We start from the raw sequence: 24,898 nt of genomic DNA, 5'->3' as shown, positions 1-24,898 counted from the left end.
ACGCCTTAGTTAATTTAACTAAAGTGTTATTTTTATGTTTTAGAATAAGATACTTAATTTTAAAACATATTGATTATAGGTATGTCATATAATTGTCACAGAAAAGGGGTATAGTATAAATATAGAAAGACATACAAGGAGGATTTAGTTAATGGATGATAATAAAGAGATATATGATGTTGATGATTTTCAACATGTAGATACAGAGAAAAATGATAGCCGATATTTAGATAATATAAAATCAGAAGAGGTATATGATAATAGAGAAATTAATATGGAATATGAAAATTCTAGTAGAATCGAAGAAGAAATTAGCAGTGAGGAAAAATCAAAGAAGAATAAAAAGACTAGAGTGAAGAAAAATCGTGGTGGATTTAAAATAATAGCGCTTATAATATCATGCTCACTTTTAAGTGGGATAGTTGGGAGCACAGCTACTTATATATTATTTAAGAAAAATATATTGCAAAGTAATACAAAAAATATAAATAATGGACCAACAACTTTCGATATAGATACTACAGTGCTTACTCCAACAGAAGCTTTTGAAAGAGTTGCCCCAGCTGTTGTAGTTGTGTCAAGTAAAAGCATTAAGGAATATGGTGGGTTTTTACCAACTGAAGAAGTTGAAGGAATAGGTTCAGGGTTTATAATAAGCGAGGAAGGTTACATTTTAACAAACTATCACGTTATTGAAGGTTCAAAAGATGTTACAGTAACATTAAGTGATAAGAGAGAAGTTAAAGCAAAGGTTATAAATTATGATAAAAATCAAGATGTAGCGATGTTAAAAATAATAGATGAAATAAAGGTGCCAGCGGTAGTTGAACTAGGGGATTCTGAAGCTCTTAAGCCAGGAGAAGAACTTATAGCAATAGGAACACCATTATCTAAAGAATTTTCACAAACTGTAACTAAGGGAATAGTTAGTGCTGTAAATAGAACTGTACAAACAAGTCAAGGAGTTAACTCAAACTTTATTCAAACAGATACTCCTATAAATCCAGGTAATAGTGGAGGACCCTTAGTAAATAATAAAGGGCAAGTAATTGGAATTAATGCTAGAAAAATTGATGGGAAAGATTTGAAGGTAGAAGGTATGGGATTCGCAATTCCTATTAATGAAGTAAGAGGACGGATAGAAGCTTTATCAAAACCAATAATGGAATTAGGAATTACTCTAAGAGCAGTAGACAAAGATACTGCAAAACAAAATGAATTAGAAGAAGGTTTATATATAATTAATGTTGTAGAATACTCTTCAGCAGAAAAAGCTGGTTTAATACCTAGAGATTTAATTACAAAATTCGATGGAAAAAGAATAAAAACATTTGATGAACTAAAAGCTATAAAGGATACAAAGAATGTTGGAGATACGGTTAAAATAGAAATTATAAGAGATAAAAAAGAAATGACAGTAGATTTAACTTTATCAGATAAATAAATATATAATAAGGATTAGTAATATGATTAATAGAAAATAGGCACGGTAATATTTTACCGTGTTTATTTTTATAGAAAATATAAATGAATTGTAAATATAGTTAAGTAAGTAGTAGTATAAATATAGTTATATATTGTATAATTAACATAGTTATACAAGTAAGATAATAATAATATGAGGAGTAAATGGGTGAGGATTTCAAATTAAGGGGGTAGCTTTGTGAGCAAAATTAGTCAAGTGTATGAAGCGTTAATTAATTTAGAAAAAAAAGAAACTAGAGGAATTACAGCTGCTGAGTTAAGCGATTATATGAATTTAGATAGAGCAAATGTATCTCGATATTTGAACCAGCTCTATAAAGACGGTAGAGTAAGAAAAATAGATGGTAGACCTGTGGTATATTCAGCGGGGATAGATAATAAATATAATTTATCAAAAGATGTGAGTGAATTGGATGAAGAAAGAACTATTAAAAGCAATAAAACTATTAGTAGTGATAATAGTTTAGACATGCTTATAGGTTCAGAGACGAGCCTTCAAGTGCCTATTCAACAAGCAAAAGCAGCTATACTTTATCCGCCAAGAGGATTACACACATTAATTTTAGGTGAAACAGGGGTTGGTAAATCAATGTTTGCAGAATTAATGTATGAGTTTTCAAAGGAGTCAGGAGTAATACCAAAGGAGTCGTCCTTTGTAAGATTTAACTGTGCAGATTATGCAGATAATCCTCAATTGGTTATTGCACAAATTTTTGGAGTTAAAAAAGGCGCTTATACAGGAGCTGATTCGGATAAAGAAGGTTTATTAAAAAAGGCTGATGGTGGGATTATATTCTTAGATGAAATACATAGACTATCACCACAAGGACAAGAAATGCTGTTTACATATATAGATAAAGGTTATTTTAGACCACTTGGGGATACTGATAAACAAATAAAAGTAGAAGCACAAATTATAGCGGCTACAACAGAAGACCCGCAATCATTTTTATTGAAAACATTTACTAGAAGAATTCCAATGTGTGTCACCTTACCTTCTTTATCAGAAAGAAGTATAAAAGAAAGGTACTATCTTTTAAAGCAATTTATTAAGGCAGAGTCAAAAAGGTTAGAAAAGAGTATTTACTTTAATAAAAACGCTTTGATTTCATTTTTATTATACGATTGCCCAAATAATATAGGACAGTTAAAAAGTGACATACAGTTATCTTGTGCAAAGGCATTTTTAAACTATAAAACAAAAACAAAAGATTTTATAATAGTTGAACAAGGTGATTCTCATCAAAGAGTTAAAAAAGGATTAATGAAAATTCAAGATCATAGAGATGAAATTAATGAACTGTTAGCTAATATGGGAGATGTTCTTAAATTTTCTTACAAAGATAATCAGAATGATATATACAATGGTACGGCTGAAAAAGATGTAACAAAAGGCGAGTACTTTTATGACATAATAGAGAAAAAGCTAGAAAAACTTAAAAGTAAAGGATTAGAAGAAAAAGAAATAAGCCAAATAATTAATATAGATATTGAAAGTTACTTTGAAAAATATATAAGAGATTTACCAGGTAAATTTAGAAAAGATGAAATATCTAAAATAGTAGAATTAGAAATAGTAGAAATAGTAGAAGAAATATTAACATTTACTAGTAAAAAGTTAAATAGAGAATTTGATGAAAAGGTCTATTTTGGATTAGCATTACATCTTCAAGGTAGCATTGATAGAATTAGACAAGGAAATAAAATATATCATCCAAAATTAAATTTTATAAGGGTTCAATATGCAGATGAATTCGTAGTAGCAATGGAAGTTGCGAAACTTATAGATTCAAAATTTAATATTCAAGTTCCTTTAGATGAAATCGGCTACTTAACAATGTTTTTAGCAGCGAGACCTTATGAATATGATATTAAAAAAGAGGGTAAAGTTGGAGTTTTAGTAATAATGCATGGACATTCCACCGCAAGTAGTATGGTTGAAGTAGCAAATTCTTTAATAGGAGAAGCTTGTGCACAAGCTTTAGATATGCCATTAAGTATGAAAGCCGAAAAAATGTATGAAACAACAAAAAATAAAATTAAAGAAATGGATGAAGGTAAAGGTGTACTATTATTAGTGGATATGGGGTCATTAACTAATTTTGGTGAAATGATAAAGGAAGAAGTAACAATTCAAATACAAACAATAGATATGGTTAGTACTCTTTTAGTAATTGAAGCTGGTAGAAAGGCTTTCAATGGTAGAGAGTTAAACGAGATATATAAATCCTGTAGTGAAATTTCAAGGTTTGGAATTCAAGGAATTAAGGAAATTCAGACTAATAAAAAAAATGTTATTATTACAGCTTGCTTTACAGGGGAAGGAACAGCTGTAAAGCTTAAAGATATGTTAAAACAAAGAATGAGTAACTCCTTTAAAGTTGAAGTGGTGCCATTAAACATATTAGATAAAGAAGATTTTATTAACAAAATAGAAAAACTTAATAAAACTAGTAATGTAGTTGCTATAGTAAGTGCTATTAATTTATTAGTAGATGATATTCCATTTATACCTGTGACAGATATTTTAACTGGGAATGGAATAACTTATTTAGAAGAATTAGTGGAATATGAAGAAGACTTTGCTAAAATAGCAATATCTTTAGATTCTCAAATAAAAGATGTTAATGGAGAAAAATTAGTGTCCATTATTAGAATTTCAATTAAAGAAATAGAAGAAGCACTTGCAATAAAAATTAATCATGAGGTTGAAGTTGGGATAGTTATTCATTTATGCTTCTTAGTAGATAGAATAATTAATGGGGGAAGAGAAATATATTTTGAAGACCTAAATGACTATAGAAATAATCATAGTAAAGAATTTATCCTTATAAAGCAATATATTAAAAAAATAGAAATTACTTACAAAATAAATGTTGGAGAAAATGAACTTGCATTTATTGTAAGAATGTTTATAGAAAATAGAATTACAGTGTAATACCTAAACAGTGTAAGAATTAAGCAGTGGTGTGTAATGAATTTACACACTATTATTATGAATGTGAATAGGGACAAAGTCTTTTAAATAGCCAATCTCTTTATATAGAATAAAAAAATATAATGGTAAATGAATTGGCATGCAAATTGCTAATGATATAGTGAAGAGAAAGATAATGCATTTTATTAGAACAAATGAAACAAATTGAAATATAGGTTTATAATAAAAGGAGGATTTTAATTATGAAAAGAATAGTATTAGTATGTTCAGCGGGTATGTCAACAAGTTTATTAGTATCAAAGATGCAAGTTGCAGCAAAGGATCAAGGTTTTGAATGCTCAATAGAGGCTTATGGTGAAGCTCAATTAAAAAATCATGAAAATGAAATAGATGTATTATTACTTGGACCACAAGTAAGGTTCTTATTTAATAAATTAAAAACTAAGTTTGATGCAAAAAATGTTCCTGTAGAAGTAATTAATATGATTGATTACGGTACAATGAATGGTCCTAAAGTATTAAAACAAGCCCAAAATTTATTAAATAAATAATAATTTTATAAAGAAAACAATAGTATTAAATATGCTTAAAATATAATAAAACATAACTTAGTTACAGAAGGAGCGTATAACAAAATGGAAGAAATAATAATGAATTTAATAATGCATAGTGGAGAAGCTAGAAGTTATGCAATGGAAGCTATGGAGTTGGCTAAAACAGGGGATATTAAAGGCGCAAAGGAATTAATTCAAAAATCAGCTGAAGAATTAGGGGAAGCTCATCATTCACAAACATCTTTAATTCAAAATGAAGCTGGTGGAAATAAAACTGAGTTATCTTTATTATTAGTTCATGCGCAAGATCATTTAATGACAACTATGACATTAAAAGATGTAGCTAATGAAATAATAGATATACATGCTGCAATACAAGCAAAATAAAAAATCGAAACTCTAATGGATAACATTAGAGTTTTAGTTTTAAGGCATTTTAAAAATAGATTATTTTTTAGATTATTATTTTTAGGGTGTACCTTATATAAGGAGATGGGAAAGGTGGAATATGTAATAGGCGTAGATGGTGGAGGAACAAAAACAGAGTCCGTTGCCTACGATTTAGAAGGAAATGTATTAGCGACATCATTAACTGGTTTTGGGAATCTAGTTAATGATAAAAAACAAGCTCTTAAAAATGTAATTTCTGGAATAGGAGAGCTGTTAAATAAGTTAGGAAGCGATGGGTTAAAGGGTTTATATTTAGGACTTGCGGGATCAGAAGTGGGAGAAAACGCAAAAATAGTTCATCAGGAAATAAAAACTGAATTTGAAGTGGATTCAGTTATAATGAATGATGGAGATTTAGCTTTAAAGGCATTGTTAAAAGGTGAGGATGGAATACTAGTTATTGCAGGAACTGGATCTACATCATTTGGGGTAAATGGTAAGAAACAGGCTAGATGTGGCGGGTGGGGTCAGATTCTAGGGGATGAAGGCAGCGCTTATAAAATATCAATTGAAGCATATAAGCAAATGATTCATGAAAATGATTTCGGGTTAGAACTTAGCAAGCTGTCAAAAAATATATTAGCTAAGCTAGGAGTTGAAAAAGTTGAAGATATTCTAGGAATTATTTATTCTTCAACAAAGGATGAAATTGCGAATGTAGCAGAATTAGTTTCTATAGAAGCCGAGGAAGGTAACGAAGTAGCTATTAATATATTAAAAACAGAGGGTATTGCAATTGCAAAGGCTGCTGAAAGAATATTTAATAAATTAGAATTTGATAAATGTAGTATAGGTTTAGTTGGAAGTGCTATAAAAAAATCAGTGATTCTTAGAGAGACTTTTGAAACATATTTAAAAGAAAATATAAATATAATTGAATTTGTTGATATAGAAGTATCTCCAGCAAAGGGGGCATACTATCTATATAAAAAGGAAAATAAGTAATAATAAAAAATAGCTTTTAAAAGATTAAATAAAAATTATAATTTATGGGGGATTTAACAATGAAAAGATTAGGAATATCAGTTTATCCAAATCATATAGATATGGATAAAGTAGTGGAGTACATTGAATTAGCAGCAAAATATGGATTTAGTAGAATATTTACTTGTTTAATATCAGCAGAAGGTAAATCAACAGAAGAAATAGTTAGTGAATTTAAAGTCATGTTAGATGTTGCAAACAAACATAACATGGAAGTTATAGCAGATTTAGATCCTACTGTGTTCAAAAATTTAGGAGCTTCGATAACTGACCTTTCAATGTTTAAGAAAATGGGGTTAAGTGGAATAAGATTAGATGCTGGGTTCTCAGGAAATGAAGAATCTATAATGACTTATAACAAGTTTGGATTAAAAGTAGAGTTAAATGTTAGTAATGGAACTAAATATGTTGATAATGTAATGTCATTTAGACCAAATGTTGAAAATCTTTATGGATGTCATAACTTCTATCCACATGTTTACACTGGACTGAGCTATGATTACTTTATAAAATGTAGTAAACAATTTAAAGAACTTGGAATTAAAACAGCTGCATTTGTTAATGCACCATCTGCTGAGTTTGGTCCATGGCCAGTATCGGAAGGTTTATGTACATTAGAAATGCATAGAGATATGCCTATAGAGGTCCAAGCTAAGCATTTGTTTGCTACAGGGCTTATTGACGATGTTATAATAGGAAACTGCTTTGCATCAGAAGATGAATTAAAGGCTTTAAGTGAAGTTAATAGAGAGATGCTACAATTAGATGTAGAGCTTGTAGAAGATATTCCTGCAATAGAAAAAATTATAGTTTTAGATGAATTTCATTTTAATAGAGGGGATTGCTCTGACTATGTTATAAGATCAACTCAATCAAGAGTTAAATATAAGGGTGAAAAATTTCATCCATTTAATACTCCAGATATAAAAAGAGGAGATGTATTAATAGAATCAGATTTATACACTAGATATGCAGGTGAGCTACAATTAGCAATAAAACCTATGAAAAATAGTGGGAAAACTAATGTTGTTGCCAAGGTTATTCCAGAAGAATTATTCTTATTAGATTTAATTCAACCATGGGATAAATTTGAGTTTAAATTAAAGAAATAGAAGATTAGGTAATGTTAAATACAAAAAGCTCTTGGTTTATACAAGAGCTTTTTATAATATAATTTATAGAATAATAGTATATTTTTGAAATTAAAATTGAAAATTAATACATTTATTATAAAATTACACTAAATTTTATACGGTTACATTAGTGTAATTAAAGTTAAGAGTGTGTAAATAGAGTGTGTAAAGGTTATAATAACTAGCAAACAGCCAAGCTATAAGGGTTTGAAGAAGATTTATAGATTTGATAAAAATTGGCACAGCAATTGCTATATATAATAGTGTAAGGAAAGAAAATTACAACTTAATAAATCTTACTTAACACAATTAAATAAATAAACTACAAAACTAAATAAGTTATTTACTGATTATCTTAATACTAAACGTAATTATCATATTAAATTAATATTTAAAATGGATAATCAGAAGATATAAATTTGATTAAAAAAGGGGAGGACATCATTATGGAAAAATTCATGGCTTTTATGGAAAAGTATGTAGTACCAGTAGCTTCTAAAATGGGGGCACAAAAACATTTAATAGCAATAAGAGATGGATTTGTTAGTATTATGCCACTAATTATGGCAGGTTCATTAGCAGTTATGATTAACAACATACCAATTCCGGGATATGCTGATTTCATGGCAAAAATTTTCGGAGCAGAGTGGGGACATGTACAAGGTACAGTATGGAATGGTACATTCGGAGTTATGTCATTAATACTTGTAGTGACAATGGCTTATAGCTTAGGAAAATCTTATGATAAAGACGCTATGGCTTGTGTTGTAGTATGCTTCGCAGTAGCAGCAATGCTTTATGCACCAGGAGCTGCAGGGGATGCATTTAAAGGCACAAATGGATTATTCGTTGCTTTAGCCGTTCCGTTAATATTTGGAACAATATTCTGTAAGTTACTTGGAAATCCTAAATTACTTATAAAGATGCCAGAGGGAGTTCCACCAGCAGTTGCAAAGGGATTTGCTGCAATTCTTCCAACTATAATAGTACTTGCATTAGTAGGAATAATTGAAGCAGTACTACTTTGGGTATTTGGAATAAACAATATACACAAAGTAGTATCTGATGCAATTCAAAAACCATTTATGGATATGTTTTCATCAAGTATCGTGCCAGTATTAATATTAATATTATTCCAACAATTATTCTGGTTCATGGGTCTTCATGGAGCAAATCTAGTTGCACCAATAGTAAACACTGTATTATTACCATTAACTTTGTCAAATATAGAGGCGTTTAGCTTAGGACAAGAACCAACTAGTATAATTACTTCACAATTCTTAGATTCATTTGTAAACTTAGGTGGATCAGGTGCAACAATTGCTTTGCTAATAGCTATATTCCTAGTTTCCAAGAGTAAAGCTAGTAAGTCTATTGCAAAAATAAGTCTTGCTCCAGGATTATTTAATATCAATGAGCCAGTAATATTTGGTATGCCAATAGTATTAAACCCAATTTATATTGCACCTTTCGTAATAGCTCCACTAGTATGTGCAGTTATTGCATATTATGCAACTTCATGGGGATTTATCCCAACAACAAGAATGGTAGTTCATTGGACTACTCCACCAGTGCTTAGTGCTTTCATTGCTACAGCTAGCTTTAAAGCTGGATTAATTGCATTAATTAATGTTGTAATTTCTGTAGGAATCTACCTACCTTTCGTTAAGGTAGCTGATAGAAAAGCTGTAATAGAAGAAAGTCAAGGATTAGCTCAATAATTATTAGTAAATAATTAAGACAAAATAAAGGTCTGATAGATAAATTTATCTATCAGACCTTTTTGTTTTAAATTTTATGTAATAATAATTTACTGTATTATATATTTTTCAGAGATAGTAAATTGTTGCTTAGTATAATATTATTAGTTAGCTATTTGGAATTCTGTATTTGTTAGGTTGAAGATAGTCTTCATTCCTGAACTTAAGTATATCTTGTTATCGGTAGTTACAAAAATAGCTTCTATATCAGATTGAGATTCTATAAAAGCTAAACCATCTTCAACACCCATAGCAAACACTGAAGTTGAAAGTGCATCTCCGTCAATGGATTTATCACTTATTATTGAAATACCAGAAATATTATTTTCATAAGGAAACCCAGTTTTAGGGTTAAGTATGTGATGGTATTTAACTCCATCATATTCTACAAATCTTTCATAAGTTCCAGATGTAACTACAGATTTATTATTAACTTCAATAGTCCCTAAAATATCATTACGGCTAGAAGCTGGGTTTTGAATACCTATTTTCCAATTTTCACCGCTAGTTTTTTTACCGTGAGCAAAAATATTACCACCTAAATCGATAATAGCACTATGAACGTTGTTTTCAGTTAAAACCTCTGAAACTTTGTCAGCGGCATAACCTTTAGCTATTCCACCTAAATCTATAATCATATGAGGGTTCTTAAGAAAAATAGATTTATCTTCTTCATTAAGTTCTACGGCATTATGATTTATATAACTTAGAGCGACATCTAGTTCTTCTTTTGATGGTACACCTTGCTGTGGCGATCTTTCTTCAGGTAAACCAATACTCCATAGTTTAACTAAGGGCCCTATAGTAATATCAAAAAGACCATTAGAAATATTGGAATACTCAAGACCTTTTTTTACTATTGTAAGAGTATCATCATCAACAATAACGGGTGATATACCTGAGGAATCATTGACTTTATCAAGTATAGTACCATCTTTATTTATACTAACTGATTTTTCAATTTCTCTTACTCTATCAAAAGCCTTATCTAGAATTTTTTCATCATCACTATCATATAGAGTAACTTTTACAACAGTACCCATAATGGATTCCGTTCTACTTAAAGGAGAAGTAACTTTATTATTTTTAGAACAACCTACAAAAGAGATAATACAAGAAATTAATAATGTAGATAATACTAAAGATTTTAATTGCTTATTTTTCATATAAACCTCCTAAAAATCATTTGTAATTTGAATTATTATATCCAAAGTATTTAATAAAAGAAAAAAAGGCTTTAGGAAAAATCCTAAAGCCTTAAATTTTAAATACTACTTAGCGCTTTCTAAAGCTTTAGCAGCTAATGTTTTGAATGAATCTGATGAAGTAGTTACAGCTGTAACAGCATCAACAGCTGTAGCATCTTGCTTTTCAATTAAAGCATCTTGTAATTTAGGGAAGGCTTCTTTTGGATTAGAAGCTGAACCGAATTCTTTCATTTTTGCGTTGTATGCTTCGTCAGTTGATTTAGCAACACCTTCAGCGTTAATTTCATCATACTTAACTGTAGCTATTTTACCATCTTTAACTTCGATGTTTACTTGACCAACAAAACCTCTTTCATCTGCTGTGCTTTTAGCTTCGTATTTGCCATCTTTTAAAGCCTTAGCCTCATCTTTAGATCCACATCCTACTAATACAGTAGTTGCTAATGCTGCAACAGCTAATAAACTTAATATTTTATTTGATTTCATAAGAAAATCCCCCTTAAAATTATATAATTAGAATAGTAATAATTATTATTAAAAGTCATTATCACTATCTAATTATACACAATGTGACAAAATATAGATATTCGTTTTACTTATGTTGAATAAGTTTTTTTAATAGCGTTTAAGTTTTAACAATATATCTTAGGATAAGCTATAAAAGGGATTAGACTAATTAACTTAATAGAAAAATTTAAAAAATTGTTAAAAAAACTACTAATAGGGTTAGCAATTAATATAGACAGATATCTAAATGGGCTATACAATTAATGATGGCTATAAAATAAGGGAGATTCAAAAAAATAACTAGTCAAATTATTTGGCTTGGTATTTTCTTTCAGTTCCCTACTAAAGTATATTAATTATAATGAAAGGATTAGGTGATATTATGTCTAAAAATAAGATTCTTGTTCTTGGTGCTGGTTATGGTGGTGTACATGCTGCTAAAAAACTTGCTAAGAAATACAAGAAGAATGAAGATGTGGAAGTTACTATAATAGATAGAAACCCATACCATACATTAATGACAGAACTACATGAAGTTGCAGGGGGAAGAGTTCACCCTGAATCGGTTCAAGTAGAGTTAAGTAAAATATTCAGTAAGAGTAAGATTAATGTTGTTACTGATACTATAGAAAAAGTAGATACAGATAATAAAAAGGTTACTACAACTTATGGAGAATATTCATATGATTACTTAGTAGTAGGTACTGGTAGCGAACCTGCTTTCTTTGGAGTTCCAGGAGTTAAGGAAAATGGATTTACTCTTTGGTCATTTGAAGATGCTATTAGAATAAGAGAGCACATCCAAAGTATGTTTGCAAAAGCAGCTATGGAAAGAAATGCTAGTAAACGAAAAGAAATGCTTACATTTGTTGTTGCAGGTTCAGGATTCACTGGAATAGAAATGGCTGGAGAATTAATAGAGTGGAAAAATAGGCTTGCAAGAGAATATAATGTAGACTTAAAAGAAGTAAGATTAATGGTTGTTGAAGCTATGGGAACAATCTTAAACATGCTTGATAGAAAACAAGCTGATAAAGCTGAATCATACATGACTAAAAAAGGTGTAGAGTTATTAAAGAATTCACCAATAGTTGAAGTTACTGATAAGAAAGTTGTTTTAAAGAGCGGTGAAGAGATATCAACTAGTACACTAATATGGACATGTGGAATCCAAGCTAATCAAGAAGCAAAAGAATATGGGCTTAAAACTGCTAGAGCTGGTAGATTACAAACAAATGAATATATGCAAGCTGTAGGGAAGAAAGATGTATTTGTAGTTGGAGATATGGCGTACTTTGAAGAAAAAGAAGGCCAAGGGACTCCACAAATAGTTGAAGCTGCAGTTCAAACAGCAGATACTGTTGTTAAAAACATAGTTGCTTCAATTGAAGAAAAAGAAATGAAAAAATTCGAGGGAAAATATCATGGATTCATGGTTTCAATCGGTGGAAAATACTGCGTTGCTAGCTTAATGGGAGTTAAGATGTCAGGCTTCTTCGCAATGGTTATGAAACATATAATCAACATGCATTACTTATTAGGAGTAAATGATGTACATGCAATATATAATTATTTAAAACATGAATTTTTTAGTATAGAAGATAACAGATCTATAATGAGAGGTCATTTAGCATCAAAAGCTAATAGATTATGGCTAGTACCTCTAAGAATTTACATAGGTTGTTTATGGACTATTGAAGGTTTAAAGAAATTACTTGGTGATACAAGTTGGAAAGCTATGTGGGATTCAAATAGTTTAAGTCAATTCGTTGATAAAATTAAAATTGGGTCAGATAGTTGGATTACAGCTGGAAATGTTAAAATGCCATTTACATGGTTGCATGATGCGACTACAGGTGCTTCAGCAGCTACAGAAACTGTAACAGAATTTGCTAAACCAATTATAAAAGAAGTACCAGGTTGGTATGCTTCAATAATGCAAATAATGATGCCAAACCCAGAAGTAGCTGTTTGGTTCCAAAGAATAGTTGTTTTAATGGAAATTGGTATGGGACTATGTTTAATAGTAGGATTATTTACATTCATATGGAGTTGTGTTTCAGCAGGTATGGTAATAAACTTTATTTTATGCGCAATGGCTGGATGGGAAATATTATGGTTCTTCTTTGTTTCAATAGCCTTAATGGGTGGAGCAGGTAGAACATTTGGGTTAGATTATTACTTAATGCCATGGATAAATAAAGTTATATCTGAGTTCTGGATGGGTAAGAAACAACCAATTTACAAACAAACAATATTAGTAGAAAATGAAAGTGCACAACTATAGTGCATAGGATATAATTAATAAAAGATCCTTATTGAAGGGTCTTTTACAAGGTAGAGCAAATTGCTCTACCTTGTAAATATTTTACTGTAGATATTATTTCTAAGGGATATTCAAAAAATCATCTGATATAATAATACTAAAAATAAAATGAGATGAGGAATTTATATGTTTAAGAAATGGGATATTATTATAATAGTAGTGCTTATGGTTCTATCATTTATTCCTGAAATAGTTTTTGGATTAATTTTAGGAAAAGAGTATAATAGTACATATGCCGAAATAACAGTAGCGGGAGAAGTGTATAAAAACATACCTTTATCAGCTCATAAAGGAAAAGAAATAATTGAAGTTGAAACTAAATATGGAAAGAGTAAAATAGAAGTAAAAGATAATAATATAGGTATAATAGATGCTAGTTGTGCTGATAAAATATGTATGCATCCAGAATATATAAATAAGCCGGGAGATGCATTAGTATGTTTACCTAATAAACTTATGATAGAAATAAAGGGTGATATAGAAGAGGATATTATAATCTCTCATTAATGAGGTGAAAGAGTGAAAGATACAAGACGAATGGTCTATATAGGTTTACTAGTTGCGCAAGCCTTAGTATTACATATTTTTGAAAGAATGATTCCTGTACCGTTTATTACGCCCGGTGCAAAACTTGGACTTGCAAATTTAATAACAGTAGTAGCTTTATACACACTAGAGGATAAGAAGGATGCATTTTTAGTAATTTTTCTAAGATTAACATTAGGAACAATGTTTGGTGGGAATTTATCTTCATTTATGTATAGTGCAATGGGTGGAATATTAAGCTTTTTAGGAATGGTATTTATAAAAGAAACATTTAAGGATAAGGTGAGTATAATAGGTGTAAGCTCTGTAGGCGCAATATTTCATAATGTAGGGCAACTTATAGTAGCATCTTTAATTGTAAAAAATATAGGGGTTATGCTTTACTTACCGGTATTATCAACTATAGGAATAGGGACAGGGATTTTTATTGGAATTACAGCTAATTATTTAGTAAAGCACTTATCTAAATTATCTATATTTAGATAGGGAATAGAAGGTGATTAAAGTGGATAAGATTTGGAACAGCTATCCTGATTTAAAGGGTGAGCTTACATTAGTTCTTGATTTAATGAAGAAAAACGTAAAATGTAAAGATAAAAAAATTGAAAACTCAATAATAGAATTAATAGAATCAGGTGGGAAATTATTAAGACCGGCTTTTGTTTTAATTGGTTCGAAATTTGGTAACTATGATAGAGAAAAATCAGTACCTACAGCTGCTGTAATAGAAATGTTGCATATGGCAAGCTTAGTACATGACGATGTAATTGATGATTCTAAATTAAGAAGAGGTCAAGAAACTATTCAATCAAAATATGGTAAAGATTATGCAGTGTATATAGGGGATTATCTTTTCTGTGTATGCTTTAAAATATTAGCAACTAGTTCATCGCTTCAAGCTATTAAGATGGATTCAAGAGCTATGTCTAAAATATGTATGGGGGAAGTAAATCAGTTAAATTCAAGATATTCTACAAAATTATCTATTAAGGAATATTTAAGTAGAATTTCAGGAAAAACAGCTGAATTATTTTCATTATCGTTATCACTAGGAGCGGCTGAATGTGATGCAAAGAAAAATATAACTAAAACATTATATAATATAGGACATAATTTAGGAATGGCGTTTCAAATAATAGATGATATTTTAGATTATGAAGGTAATGATGAAAGTATTAAAAAATCAGCGGGTAATGATTTAAAACAAGGGATTTATACAAGTCCATTTATATATGCTAGTATGAATAATCCTAAAGAATTTAAAAAGTTTATAGGAAATGATGAGTTAGAAGATGAAGACATAAAAGAAATAATAAAAAAAGTTAAGGAAAATAATGGGGTTGTAGATGCCAGGCAACTTGCAGGGAAGTATATGGAAAAGTGCTTTAAAGGAATAGATTCATTACCAAATAGTGAATATAAAGAAATATTAAATGATATATCTAAATGGTTATTGCTTAGAGAATATTAAAAAAAGCTTCTTATTTTTATAAGAAGCCTTTTATTATGTTTTTTAGTGATTTTATAAATGGTGAATTGTTTTTGTAAAAGCTATCAAAATAGCATATGTAAATAGGTAAAGAGAATTTTATGTTTTCAACATTTATTAATTTTAAAGAACTAGATACAGAGTAGCTATTATAAATACTTTTAGGTAAAAAGGTTACTGATCTAGATGCTTTTAAACCCTTCAATGATGAAAAGTAAGAGTTTGTACTGTATATAACGTTAAGTCCATTAAAATCAGGTAAAGCATCAGTTAGTGTTTGATTTAATAAAAGGTTAAAGCATTTTTTAGCAGAAGTCTCTATAAATGGTGTTGTTAAAAGTTCATCTAAAGTAAGGGAGTTCTTATAGAAAGATGAATCTGCAACAAGAACAATATCATCATTACCAAGTTGATTAATAATTAATCCTTCATAATCGCTAGGTCGTTTATAACATAAATATATATCACAAATATTATTTAAAAGATTAGTAGCACTGCAACAATACAGAGATGTTAAATTAATAGTGTAATCTGTAAAAGAGTTTTTTAATTTTGATATAGCTATTGGAAGAAAGGTATAACTAATAGACTCTATAGCCTCTATAGAGATATAATTTTTTTTCTGATTTGAGCTAAAAAGTTCGTCTTCCATTTTTTTATATGTATTCAGTATTGTTTCACAGTGTTTAAATAATATTTCACCTTCAGAAGTTAAGGTAACCCCTTTATTACTTCTGTTTAAAAGCTTTACATTTAATTCTGTTTCTAGTTTTACAAGCTGCTGACTAAGTGCAGATTGTGAAATATGGGATTGCTTAGCTACAGTAGATATACTTTTGCTTTGGGCAACATCATAAAAATATCGTAAACTATCTATATGCATAAGTTATCTCCAATCATTTTTAGTTTAGGGGGATGAAAAAGTCTGACTAGTTATTAAAAAAAGTCTTGCTATTAGACTATTATAGAGAATATTAACTAAAAAATCAAATATACAAAGTTATAAGAGAAAGAAACCGCCTATTATTTTTTAATATAGGTGGTTTCTTTATTTTATAGCTTAGATCAATGAATTATAAGCTTCAAGAGTTTTTTGTGCAGTATTTTTCCAGGAAAACTCAAGACTTTTTAGATATCCTTTAAGTGCCAGGGCATTTCTAAGTTCGTCATTATCTAAAATATTAAATAGGTTAGTAGCAAGATCTTGAGAATCAAATGGGTCTATTAGAATTGCAGCATCACCAGTAACCTCGGGTATAGAAGTTAGGTTAGAGGTTATTACTGCTGTTTTACAACTCATTGCTTCAAGTGGTGGCAAACCAAACCCTTCATAAAGAGATGGGTAAACAAAAGCTTCTGCACCGTTATAAAGAATAGGTAAAATATCATCATTTAAGTATCCAGTAAAAATAACATTATTTTGTAAATTTAGACTTTCTACAAGTGATACAAGTTTTTTACCTTCATCTTTTACAGAGCCCCCAAGAACTAACGTATAAGGTGTTTTTAAACTTGGATTTATCTGTTTAAAAGCTAATATAAGTTCACGAACATTTTTCCTAGTACTAAATCCTCCTATGTATAGGATATAAGGTGTATTAATTGAAAAATTTTCTGCTACAAAGTCCTTACAAACATTTTTATCTAGAGGTTTAAAATTAGAATTTGCAGCGAGTGGAGTAACAAAGATTTTTTCTTCAGGATAACCGTGAAAAAACTTTAGAATATCCCTTTTAGAATACTCTGAAACAGTTAGTATTCCTTTGGTCTTATCAATAATCTTAGGCATTTCTGTTAAAAATCTTTCTAAGTATTTTTTTCCTACAGTTTCAGGTAATGTATAAGGTATTAAATCGTGAAGAGTTATAATTGAATTAGTTGAATAACTTTCTGTTAGTCCTATTCCATTTTGAGGAATATGATGTAAATCAATGTTATTTTTTTCTATATAGCTTGGAATATAAAAGTTTTCATAAAATCCACCATGACGATTAGAGGAAAAAACTATTTTGCTGTTAGATTTTTTAAATAAATCATAATCTTTTCCTGTCCAAAATAAAGTATAGTCATTTTCTTTATCAATATTAAGTAACTCTCTTGTAACATTTTCTGTGTATGTTCCAATTCCAGTTCCTTTGTACAAATTAATTCCTCTAGCATCAATTGATATTTTCATAAATCACACCCCTTTTAAGTTAGTGGTAGGGAACTTCAAAAAAATAGCTAGTATATAGTTATATTTTTTGAGGTGGCATTAAACCTATAACAATATTTTTTCTACATACAATATACATATTAAAAAATAATATATATATAACAAACTGTTATTAAAAATTTTATTCCTCACAATAAAAAGAAGAAATTCATATAATAAAAAGAAGAAATATTGAGGGGAATGCCATGGATGTTTTAGAGATAAAAAATATACTTGAGAGTAATTATTTATTGAAAATAGTTAGTGTAGAGAAGGTTAAAAATACTTTTAAAATAGAAAGTGAACATGAGAAATATTGTATTAAGATAATAAAATATGACTATCCTCATTTTAATTTTATTTTATCTGCTATAAATCATCTTCAAAAAAGAGGATTCAATAAAATACCAGAAATAATAAAAACAAAAGATAATAGTGGGTTTATAAAAATTGGGAATAATTATGCGTATCTTACAGAGTGGGTGACTTCTAGGCTAAGTAATTATGATGATATATATGAACTAGGGAAAATAACAGAAAAACTAGGGGAACTTCATAAATGTAGTGAAGGTTTTGTGACAAATAAAGATATGAATCCAAGAATAGGATGGTTTTCTTGGATTAATGTATTTGAGACTAGGTGTAGTGAAATTTTAGACTTTAAAAAAAGGATAGATCAAAAGGCTAATAAATCTAATGTTGATAGGCTATATTTAGAGGCTATTGACGGGGAGTTACAACGAGGAAAAAGAGCCATAGAAGATTTAAAAACTGAAAAATATATAAACATAATGGAAAAAGAAGTTATGAAGAGAGGATTTTGTCATCATGATTTTGCTCATCATAATATATTAATAGATACAAAGGAAGATATAAATATAATTGATTTTGATTATTGTATATTAGATAGTCATCTGCATGATTTATCATCATTAATGATAAGGACTATGAAAGGTGGAAAGTGGAAGCCCGATATAGCAAATTTAATATTAAATAGTTATTCAAAAAGCAATGAGGTTTATGACGAAGAATTAAATTTAATGAAATCATTTATACGATTCCCACAAGAATTTTGGCAAAGAGGCCTACAGTATTATTGGGAGCAACAACCTTGGAGTGATGAATTCCTTGAAAATAAGATACGTAAGTATTTAGAGGATGTAGAGCAAAGAGAAGTGTTTATAGAAGAATTTTTTTAGGGTAGTAATATGAAAAAATAGACGAACAGGTTGGCTTGTTATTTTTTGAAGGTGTCGTATAGGAGGTGGATAATATAGATAACAACTTATATTCGTATTTCACAAAGAGAGATATAAAATTAGTAAACCATAGTTTTGAAAATAGAGGAGAGATATCCTTAGAGAGTATTAAAAGACAAATAAGCAATATAGTAGTTTTTCAAAATAATGCCAAGGGCTATAAGGATAATATATTGCCTAGAATAGGTAGTAGCATAGGTCGGGATCTAGAAGGCTACAAGGTTCAAGTTAAAAACTTGGAATTAGATTTAGACTATATAACTGATAAAATAGATAAGAATAGCGTAGATATATTTATATTAGAAGAAGGGGAGATGCTTTTAAGTAGAGGTAGGAGAGCTATTAATCATGTTGAAAATAGTAATTATAGTAAACTAATTAGAAGAAGTATGGCTAACTATGAAGTATGTTTAGGAAGGGTTTGTGAAGGGAATCTTAGGATGGACGAAAATGGAAAAGTTGAAATTGGAACAATTAAATACCTAACTTATAATTTAGTGGAACATGATTTTTATTCGTATTTAAAGAGACTAAGAAAGAAAAATAATATATTAGATATTGAATGTTTAATTAAATATTTTGCAGAAAAATCATTACTTAAAGATGATAGCATTGAATATTTAAGAGGGCTACTATCTTACCCAGTGGAGAGTTTGAAATTATGGGAAAAATATAGGATAAATAAAAAAAACTTAACGGAAGAAGAATATATGGATGGGTTCTATAGGGCTAAGAAAAATGATGGGAAGGAATTAATAGCTAGGGAATATGAAAAAAATAATAGTCAACGTGAGAAAATTGTTTACTAGTTATTTTTTCAAGATTCCTAAGAGAGGAGGACTTTAGTGAATAAGTTAAGGTATATAGATAAAAAAATATTATGTAAATATGATTTAAGTGAAGAGTTTTTTGAAAATTTAGGAGTTGAAATAAATGATATAGTACCTCTAAGAAAGGTTTTTGTACTTGTAACTTCAGAAGGTAAAAAAATATTGAAAATAGTAAATTCTACAGAAGAAAGATTAGAATTTATAGATAAGTCATTAGATTATATATCTAAAAGATACTCAAATGTATTAAGTTATTATAAAAATAAAAACAATAAGGTTTATGAGATTTGGAAAGGGGAAACCTATGTGCTTTTAGATATGATAGATGGAAGGGAGGCAACTTTTTCAAATCCCATTGAAATTAATCTTTGTTCTAAGGCAATAGCAAATATGCATTTAGCATCAAAAGGAATATTAGATACTATGGATGAAGATATAGTTATTGAAAATTCAGGGGAAAATTTAATTAGAGTAATGAATGATAGTTATAAAATATTAGAAAATATAAAATATAATGTTAATAAATATAGATATAAAAATGAGTTTGATAAAATGTTTATTATAAATGTAGATTATAATTTAAAGGAAATTGAAAAATCTTTAGAGTTTTTAGCCCTAAGTGATTATAATAATATTTTATTAAATAAATCAAAGATGGTATTATGTCATAATGATTTAGCTCATCACAATTTCATAATAGATGGAGAAGAAGTTAAAATAATTGATTTTGATTATTGTAAATTTGATACTAGGGTAGTTGATGTAGCTAATTACACATTAAAAGTAATAAAGAATTTTGCATATGATAGTAAGAAGGTAAAAGCTATATTGGATAGCTATAATGAAGTAGAAAAATTAGATAACGAAGAAATAAGGTTATTATACGTAATACTATCATTTCCAAAGGATTTTGTAACAATAGTAACAGATTATTACTATAAGCAAAAGAGCTGGGATGAAGATGTTTTTATAAATAGGTTTAAAAGCAAGCTTGAAAATGAAACTCATAGAAAAGAGTTTTTGAATAATTTTATACAAGAATTTAAAGAATATTTTTATTAGGGACATGAAAATAAGCTAGTTATATTAAATTATAACTAGCTTATTTTTTTTTAAGTGCCTAATATAGTTTCATATGCTTTAATTGTCTGTAGTGCAGTGTTTTCCCAAGTATAAAGAGAACTTGTTAAAAGGCCCTTTTGTATCATAGTTAATCTAAGTGTATCATCAGTTAAAACATTTTCTATAGATAATTTTAGTTCAGATATAGAATATGGATTTATTAAAATAGCAGAATCTAAACAAACTTCTGGCAATGAAGTTACATTAGATGAAATTACAGGAGTGCCGCAGGCCATAGCTTCAAGTGGGGGAAGACCAAATCCTTCATAAAATGATGGATAAACTAATAACTTTGAAGCATTATAAAAAGTAGGAAGATCATTTAAAGGAATAAAATCTGTAAAAATTACAGAGCTACTTATGAAAAGATCCTCTGTACGCTTTTTATATAGTTCGTATGAAATTCCCTTTTTACCTGTAATCACTAATTTTAAATCTTTTTTTATAGTACTATCTAAAAGAGAAAATGCCTCTATAATACCTAAAATATTTTTTCTAGGACTAAAGCCCCCAACATATAAAATAAAATCATCTTTAATACCATATTTATCACATAAATTCTTTTTACATAAATCTTTGTTTAAAGGTCTGTATATATCCTCTGCAGCGAGATGAGTAACAAATATTTTTTCTTTAGGAAAGTTAAATTCCTTTGCTATATCTTGCTTAGAAAATTCTGAAACTGTTAAGATACCATCGCAATTTTCTATAATTTTAGGAAGTTCATTATTAAAAATATTAAGATATCTATCACTTACTGTTTCAGGCATTCTCAAGGGAATTATATCATGTAATGTAATTGCTTTAAGGCAATTTATATTTTCAGAAAGTCCTACTCCGTTTTGAGGAACATGATATAGTTCCATATCGTGATAGGGGAAAGTATTAGGTGTTCTAACGTCATCCCAAAAGTTTTTTTTAGATAATTCTTCTGCAGTCTCCACTGCAAAATTATCTTTTAAATTTAGAGAGGAGCCGTTGGGTAAGAAAATTAAGTAGTCATTCTTAGAATCAACTTTATTTAAGCTATTTATAAGTTGATAAGTGTAAGTTCCTATACCAGTTCCCCTATACCATTTAGCAGCTCTTCCATCTATGCCTATCTTCATGATTTAATCCTTTCATAATGCTTTTAATTTATTATATTAAAGAAGGTGAAAAAATGTTAATAAAAGAATGAGTAACCACATATAAATATAAAAGGGGGTGAGCACTATGATGAGAGAATTTGAAATAGAAAGGCAATTTGATATAAAAATCGAAGTTATAAAAGCGAACAAAGGGATTTATTATTTAAAGAGTAATAAGGGCGAAAGGTGTTTAAAAAGGATAAATTATGGGCCACAAAAATTATTGTTTGTATGTGGGGCAAAGGATCATTTAATTAATAATGGATTTAAAGGTGTGGATAAATATTATTTAAACATAGAAGGTGAACCATATGCACTAGTAAATGAAGATCTTTATACATTATCTGAGTGGTTAGATGGAAGAGAATGTGATTTTCATAACATAGAAGAAGTGAAAATTGCAGCAAGAACATTAGCAAAAATGCACGAAGCTTCTAAGGGGTATGACCCACCGGAGAATTCAAAGCTTAAAAGTGATTTAGGCAGATGGCCGAGCCTTATGGCAAAAAGAATCAAGTCTCTTGATAAAATGAGGGATATGGTAAGGAAAAAAAATAATAAAAATAACTTCGATTTAATATATCTAAAATCTATGGAATTTTATAAAGAAATCGGTAAAAAAGCATTAAAAACATTAGAGGAATCAAACTATATTGAATTATGTGAGATAGCAGAAAATGATAAAAATTTCTGCCACCATGATTATACTTATCATAATATTATTATTGATAAAGATGAAAATGTAAATATAATTGATTTTGATTATTGTAAGAGAGAGGTAAGAACCTTTGATATTTCTAACTTTATGACAAAGGTACTAAAAAGAGTTAATTGGGATATGAATTTTGCAAAAGCAATTATAGATTCTTATAATGAAGTATCCGAGTTAAGAGAAGATGAATATAAAGTGTTGTTTGCATATATGCAATTTCCACAAAGGTATTGGAGACTTGCAAATAGATATTATTACAATGAAGTTAACTGGGGACAAAATACTTTCGCAAGTAAAATAGAATCTATAATAAAAGAGCAAGAACAATTTCTACTATTCTTAGAAAATTTTAAAAATGAATATTTTTTATCAAGTGATTCTTAGAGTTAGGTTATTTAAAGAAGTATATTATTAAATCAGAAACCTAAAAGAACTTATCCAGAGAACAACTTATAAATAGAAAAAGTGCTTAGGCGCTTTTTTTATGTAGCAAAATATCTTACTTATCATATTATAAATAATAAGTAATAAGTAATAAGTAAGAGGTTAGATATGATTATAGGAGATTTAGTTGTTAGAAAGTCTTATGATAGAGATATTACATTTAAAATAATCGATATAAAGGAAGAAGATGGAAACTTAATATATTTTTTAAAAGGAATAAGTATAAGAATAATAGCGGATTCATCAAAAGATGATCTTGAGAAAGTTGATAATAGTTTTATAGGTGAAAAGGAAAAGATTTTAAATAGTAGAGTTAATGCGGCTATTAAAAATGCAATATCATTAAGAGGTGATGATGTTGCAATCAAAGCGATAAATAGTAGAGGGGCAAAAACTCAAAAGTTAGCAGCAAATAAGGACTTAATGTTTGGACGGCCGGGGAAAATATTACATGTAGATGGAGATAGTCAGTATTTAGAAACATGCTTAAAGGTATATAAACAGTTATCTTTAAATGCTGTAGGAAGAGTGGTGACAGAAAGTAAACAACCAGAAGCTATTGTGGCATTAGTTAAGGAAATAAAGCCTGATATAGTTGTTTTAACGGGCCATGACGGAGTTATTAGAGGGGCGCAAGATTACCTTGATTTAGATAATTATAGAAATTCTAAGTATTATACTCAAGCGGTTAGAGCTTTAAGAGACTATAATTCAAGCTATGATGAGTTAGTTATATTTGCAGGGGCATGCCAATCCTGCTATGAATGTATGTTAGATGCAGGAGCTAATTTTGCAAGTTCTCCAAGTCGCGTGTTAATACATTGTTTAGATCCAGTTTTTGTGTGTGAAAAAATAGCTTATACTAGAATTGATGAGATAGTATCTATTCAAGAATTGATAAACAATACAATAACAGGAATTAAAGGTATAGGAGGGCTTCAAACAAGAGGGAAATATAGGGAAGGTTACCCAAAGTCAACATATATCTAACTTAAGAGGCATATCAAAGTTATTGGATTAGTTGAAATTCTAGATGTTTATAATGATTAATATAGATAATTAAAATTAGAGTGCATAAAAATAGGGTTAAAAGGAATACTAATAGTTGTGTATTAGCAATACAAATAAGTTAAAAGTTTACATTGACAAATATACTAGAAAAGTGTTAAAATATAAAATTTATTTGACAAAAACTGGTGTGTAGTGTATAATGTAAATTGGAAAGAAGGTGTTTATATGGAAAGGTTAAAAACTATTGCAACCATCAAAAGAGATATCGAAGGACATTTAGGCGAAAAGGTTACACTTAAAGCTAACGGTGGAAGGAAGAAGATCCTAGTAAACAACGGAGTAATAGAAAGTGTTTATCCAAGCATTTTCGTAGTAAGATTAGAAAGTGACAATGAAAGAACTGTAACATACAGTTATTCAGATGTACTAACAAATACTGTGCAATTATATTTTGCTGTATAGACAATAGAACTTCGATTTTCGAAGTTCTATATTTTTTTATATTATTTAGGCATCCTAGAAAAATAATTAGTCAATATCCATGGAAACTTTGACTAGTTATTTTTTTAAGATGCCTTATATTTTTAATATTATAAAAAAGTATAAAAAAAAGAAAGATGGTGGGTTCCCATCTTTCAACTATGGTATAAAAGGGTATTGAGAATTTATGAGAGGTTATATGGTCAATAACCTCTATTAGGATACGACAAATTTCTTATGTTGTCAACATTAAATTAAAAAAAACAATAAAATTATGTTTGAAATTCGACAATAATATTATTGAATACATATTATCCCATAACAAAAAGAAGTATT

General features: G+C 28.9%; 22 protein-coding genes. 17 read left to right on the top strand and 5 right to left on the bottom strand.

Annotation, left to right across the window (positions count from 1 at the left end; all coding sequences use genetic code 11):
- The first annotated feature begins 151 nt into the window (after positions 1-151).
- The 7 genes from J1C67_RS03740 (at position 152) to J1C67_RS03710 (ending at position 9,265) form a co-directional block, all read left to right on the top strand.
- The gene (locus J1C67_RS03740) at positions 152-1,444 is read left to right on the top strand and encodes a S1C family serine protease (protein WP_167865816.1); all 1,293 of its coding nucleotides are present in this window, start codon (positions 152-154) and stop codon (positions 1,442-1,444) included.
- Positions 1,445-1,663: 219 nt separating this feature from the next.
- Positions 1,664-4,423 (top strand): sigma-54-dependent transcriptional regulator, encoded by a 2,760-nt coding sequence (locus tag J1C67_RS03735; RefSeq protein WP_167865815.1) that lies wholly within the window; start codon positions 1,664-1,666, stop codon positions 4,421-4,423.
- A 242-nt stretch (positions 4,424-4,665) separates the two neighbouring features.
- Complete coding sequence (locus tag J1C67_RS03730) at positions 4,666-4,974, top strand: PTS sugar transporter subunit IIB (protein WP_167865814.1); 309 nt, start codon at positions 4,666-4,668, stop codon at positions 4,972-4,974.
- An 84-nt stretch (positions 4,975-5,058) separates the two neighbouring features.
- Entirely contained in the window at positions 5,059-5,364 is a 306-nt protein-coding gene (locus tag J1C67_RS03725) for a PTS sugar transporter subunit IIA (RefSeq protein ID WP_089973182.1), read from the top strand.
- Positions 5,365-5,478: 114 nt separating this feature from the next.
- Positions 5,479-6,372 (top strand): N-acetylglucosamine kinase, encoded by an 894-nt coding sequence (locus J1C67_RS03720; protein WP_167865813.1) that lies wholly within the window; start codon positions 5,479-5,481, stop codon positions 6,370-6,372.
- A 59-nt stretch (positions 6,373-6,431) separates the two neighbouring features.
- Entirely contained in the window at positions 6,432-7,523 is a 1,092-nt protein-coding gene (locus J1C67_RS03715) for a DUF871 domain-containing protein (RefSeq protein ID WP_167865812.1), read from the top strand.
- Between the two features lie 467 nt (positions 7,524-7,990).
- Positions 7,991-9,265, top strand: a complete 1,275-nt coding sequence (locus tag J1C67_RS03710) for a PTS sugar transporter subunit IIC (RefSeq protein ID WP_167865811.1) — start codon at positions 7,991-7,993, stop codon at positions 9,263-9,265.
- 143 nt (positions 9,266-9,408) lie between these two features.
- On the opposite strand, the gene J1C67_RS03705 is transcribed toward J1C67_RS03710, so the two are convergent.
- Positions 9,409-10,470: an FAD:protein FMN transferase gene (locus J1C67_RS03705; protein WP_167865810.1), complete on the bottom strand. Its 1,062-nt coding sequence runs from the start codon at positions 10,468-10,470 to the stop codon at positions 9,409-9,411.
- 105 nt (positions 10,471-10,575) lie between these two features.
- A complete protein-coding gene (locus J1C67_RS03700) occupies positions 10,576-10,998 on the bottom strand; it encodes an FMN-binding protein (RefSeq protein ID WP_167865809.1) in 423 nt (140 codons plus the stop codon).
- 403 nt (positions 10,999-11,401) lie between these two features.
- On the opposite strand from J1C67_RS03700, the gene J1C67_RS03695 reads away from it, so the two are divergent.
- The 4 genes from J1C67_RS03695 to J1C67_RS03680 all read left to right on the top strand — a co-directional run bounded on the left by J1C67_RS03695 (position 11,402) and on the right by J1C67_RS03680 (position 15,362).
- A complete protein-coding gene (locus tag J1C67_RS03695; RefSeq protein ID WP_089973203.1) occupies positions 11,402-13,306 on the top strand; it encodes an FAD-dependent oxidoreductase in 1,905 nt (634 codons plus the stop codon).
- A 165-nt stretch (positions 13,307-13,471) separates the two neighbouring features.
- The gene (locus J1C67_RS03690) at positions 13,472-13,852 is read left to right on the top strand and encodes a NusG domain II-containing protein (protein WP_089973207.1); all 381 of its coding nucleotides are present in this window, start codon (positions 13,472-13,474) and stop codon (positions 13,850-13,852) included.
- A gap of 30 nt (positions 13,853-13,882) precedes the next feature.
- On the top strand, positions 13,883-14,377 hold the full coding sequence (locus J1C67_RS03685; protein WP_207713856.1) for a Gx transporter family protein: 495 nt from the start codon (positions 13,883-13,885) through the stop codon (positions 14,375-14,377).
- 19 nt (positions 14,378-14,396) lie between these two features.
- On the top strand, positions 14,397-15,362 hold the full coding sequence (locus J1C67_RS03680) for a polyprenyl synthetase family protein (protein ID WP_089973215.1): 966 nt from the start codon (positions 14,397-14,399) through the stop codon (positions 15,360-15,362).
- A 16-nt stretch (positions 15,363-15,378) separates the two neighbouring features.
- Here the strand turns inward: J1C67_RS03680 and J1C67_RS03675 are convergent, their stop codons facing one another.
- Both J1C67_RS03675 and J1C67_RS03670 read right to left on the bottom strand, forming a co-directional pair.
- Positions 15,379-16,263 carry a LysR family transcriptional regulator gene (locus tag J1C67_RS03675; protein WP_167865808.1) on the bottom strand — a complete coding sequence of 295 codons (885 nt, stop codon included), beginning with the start codon at positions 16,261-16,263 and terminating at the stop codon, positions 15,379-15,381.
- Between the two features lie 177 nt (positions 16,264-16,440).
- A complete protein-coding gene (locus tag J1C67_RS03670; protein WP_167865807.1) occupies positions 16,441-17,556 on the bottom strand; it encodes a glycosyltransferase family 4 protein in 1,116 nt (371 codons plus the stop codon).
- A 224-nt stretch (positions 17,557-17,780) separates the two neighbouring features.
- On the opposite strand from J1C67_RS03670, the gene J1C67_RS03665 reads away from it, so the two are divergent.
- The 3 genes from J1C67_RS03665 (at position 17,781) to J1C67_RS03655 (ending at position 20,725) form a co-directional block, all read left to right on the top strand.
- A complete protein-coding gene (locus tag J1C67_RS03665) occupies positions 17,781-18,773 on the top strand; it encodes a CotS family spore coat protein (RefSeq protein ID WP_175490915.1) in 993 nt (330 codons plus the stop codon).
- A 65-nt stretch (positions 18,774-18,838) separates the two neighbouring features.
- Positions 18,839-19,642: a hypothetical protein gene (locus J1C67_RS03660; protein ID WP_167865806.1), complete on the top strand. Its 804-nt coding sequence runs from the start codon at positions 18,839-18,841 to the stop codon at positions 19,640-19,642.
- Between the two features lie 36 nt (positions 19,643-19,678).
- On the top strand, positions 19,679-20,725 hold the full coding sequence (locus J1C67_RS03655; RefSeq protein ID WP_089973236.1) for a CotS family spore coat protein: 1,047 nt from the start codon (positions 19,679-19,681) through the stop codon (positions 20,723-20,725).
- A gap of 50 nt (positions 20,726-20,775) precedes the next feature.
- Here the strand turns inward: J1C67_RS03655 and J1C67_RS03650 are convergent, their stop codons facing one another.
- Positions 20,776-21,894 (bottom strand): glycosyltransferase family 4 protein, encoded by a 1,119-nt coding sequence (locus J1C67_RS03650; RefSeq protein WP_089973240.1) that lies wholly within the window; start codon positions 21,892-21,894, stop codon positions 20,776-20,778.
- Positions 21,895-22,000: 106 nt separating this feature from the next.
- Here J1C67_RS03650 and J1C67_RS03645 point away from each other — a divergent pair, with 106 nt between their 5' ends.
- The 3 genes from J1C67_RS03645 to J1C67_RS03635 all read left to right on the top strand — a co-directional run bounded on the left by J1C67_RS03645 (position 22,001) and on the right by J1C67_RS03635 (position 24,544).
- Positions 22,001-23,011: a CotS family spore coat protein gene (locus J1C67_RS03645; protein ID WP_167865805.1), complete on the top strand. Its 1,011-nt coding sequence runs from the start codon at positions 22,001-22,003 to the stop codon at positions 23,009-23,011.
- Between the two features lie 168 nt (positions 23,012-23,179).
- Positions 23,180-24,061: a sporulation peptidase YabG gene (gene yabG, locus J1C67_RS03640; RefSeq protein WP_089973248.1), complete on the top strand. Its 882-nt coding sequence runs from the start codon at positions 23,180-23,182 to the stop codon at positions 24,059-24,061.
- A gap of 246 nt (positions 24,062-24,307) precedes the next feature.
- Entirely contained in the window at positions 24,308-24,544 is a 237-nt protein-coding gene (locus tag J1C67_RS03635) for a Veg family protein (RefSeq protein ID WP_089973252.1), read from the top strand.
- Positions 24,545-24,898: the final 354 nt, after the last annotated feature.

Source organism: Clostridium gasigenes (assembly GCF_017348895.1).
In the GTDB taxonomy this organism is placed as follows: Bacteria; Bacillota; Clostridia; order Clostridiales; family Clostridiaceae; genus Clostridium; species Clostridium gasigenes.
The sequence above is the reverse complement of the archived record's forward strand: the minus strand, read 5'-3'. Positions and strand labels throughout refer to the sequence as shown.

Excerpts from the sequence above, each read along its gene's own strand:
- J1C67_RS03645 (WP_167865805.1), top strand. The coding sequence starts at position 22,001 with ATGATGAGAGAATTTGAAATAGAAAGGCAATTTGATATAAAAATCGAA.
- J1C67_RS03690 (WP_089973207.1), top strand. The coding sequence starts at position 13,472 with ATGTTTAAGAAATGGGATATTATTATAATAGTAGTGCTTATGGTTCTA.
- J1C67_RS03730 (WP_167865814.1), top strand. The coding sequence starts at position 4,666 with ATGAAAAGAATAGTATTAGTATGTTCAGCGGGTATGTCAACAAGTTTA.
- J1C67_RS03665 (WP_175490915.1), top strand. The coding sequence starts at position 17,781 with ATGGATGTTTTAGAGATAAAAAATATACTTGAGAGTAATTATTTATTG.
- J1C67_RS03635 (WP_089973252.1), top strand. The coding sequence starts at position 24,308 with ATGGAAAGGTTAAAAACTATTGCAACCATCAAAAGAGATATCGAAGGA.
- J1C67_RS03710 (WP_167865811.1), top strand. The coding sequence starts at position 7,991 with ATGGAAAAATTCATGGCTTTTATGGAAAAGTATGTAGTACCAGTAGCT.
- J1C67_RS03705 (WP_167865810.1), bottom strand. The coding sequence starts at position 10,470 with ATGAAAAATAAGCAATTAAAATCTTTAGTATTATCTACATTATTAATT.
- J1C67_RS03740 (WP_167865816.1), top strand. The coding sequence starts at position 152 with ATGGATGATAATAAAGAGATATATGATGTTGATGATTTTCAACATGTA.
- J1C67_RS03725 (WP_089973182.1), top strand. The coding sequence starts at position 5,059 with ATGGAAGAAATAATAATGAATTTAATAATGCATAGTGGAGAAGCTAGA.
- yabG (WP_089973248.1), top strand. The coding sequence starts at position 23,180 with ATGATTATAGGAGATTTAGTTGTTAGAAAGTCTTATGATAGAGATATT.
- J1C67_RS03685 (WP_207713856.1), top strand. The coding sequence starts at position 13,883 with ATGGTCTATATAGGTTTACTAGTTGCGCAAGCCTTAGTATTACATATT.
- J1C67_RS03715 (WP_167865812.1), top strand. The coding sequence starts at position 6,432 with ATGAAAAGATTAGGAATATCAGTTTATCCAAATCATATAGATATGGAT.
- J1C67_RS03650 (WP_089973240.1), bottom strand. The coding sequence starts at position 21,894 with ATGAAGATAGGCATAGATGGAAGAGCTGCTAAATGGTATAGGGGAACT.
- J1C67_RS03695 (WP_089973203.1), top strand. The coding sequence starts at position 11,402 with ATGTCTAAAAATAAGATTCTTGTTCTTGGTGCTGGTTATGGTGGTGTA.
- J1C67_RS03700 (WP_167865809.1), bottom strand. The coding sequence starts at position 10,998 with ATGAAATCAAATAAAATATTAAGTTTATTAGCTGTTGCAGCATTAGCA.
- J1C67_RS03675 (WP_167865808.1), bottom strand. The coding sequence starts at position 16,263 with ATGCATATAGATAGTTTACGATATTTTTATGATGTTGCCCAAAGCAAA.
- J1C67_RS03670 (WP_167865807.1), bottom strand. The coding sequence starts at position 17,556 with ATGAAAATATCAATTGATGCTAGAGGAATTAATTTGTACAAAGGAACT.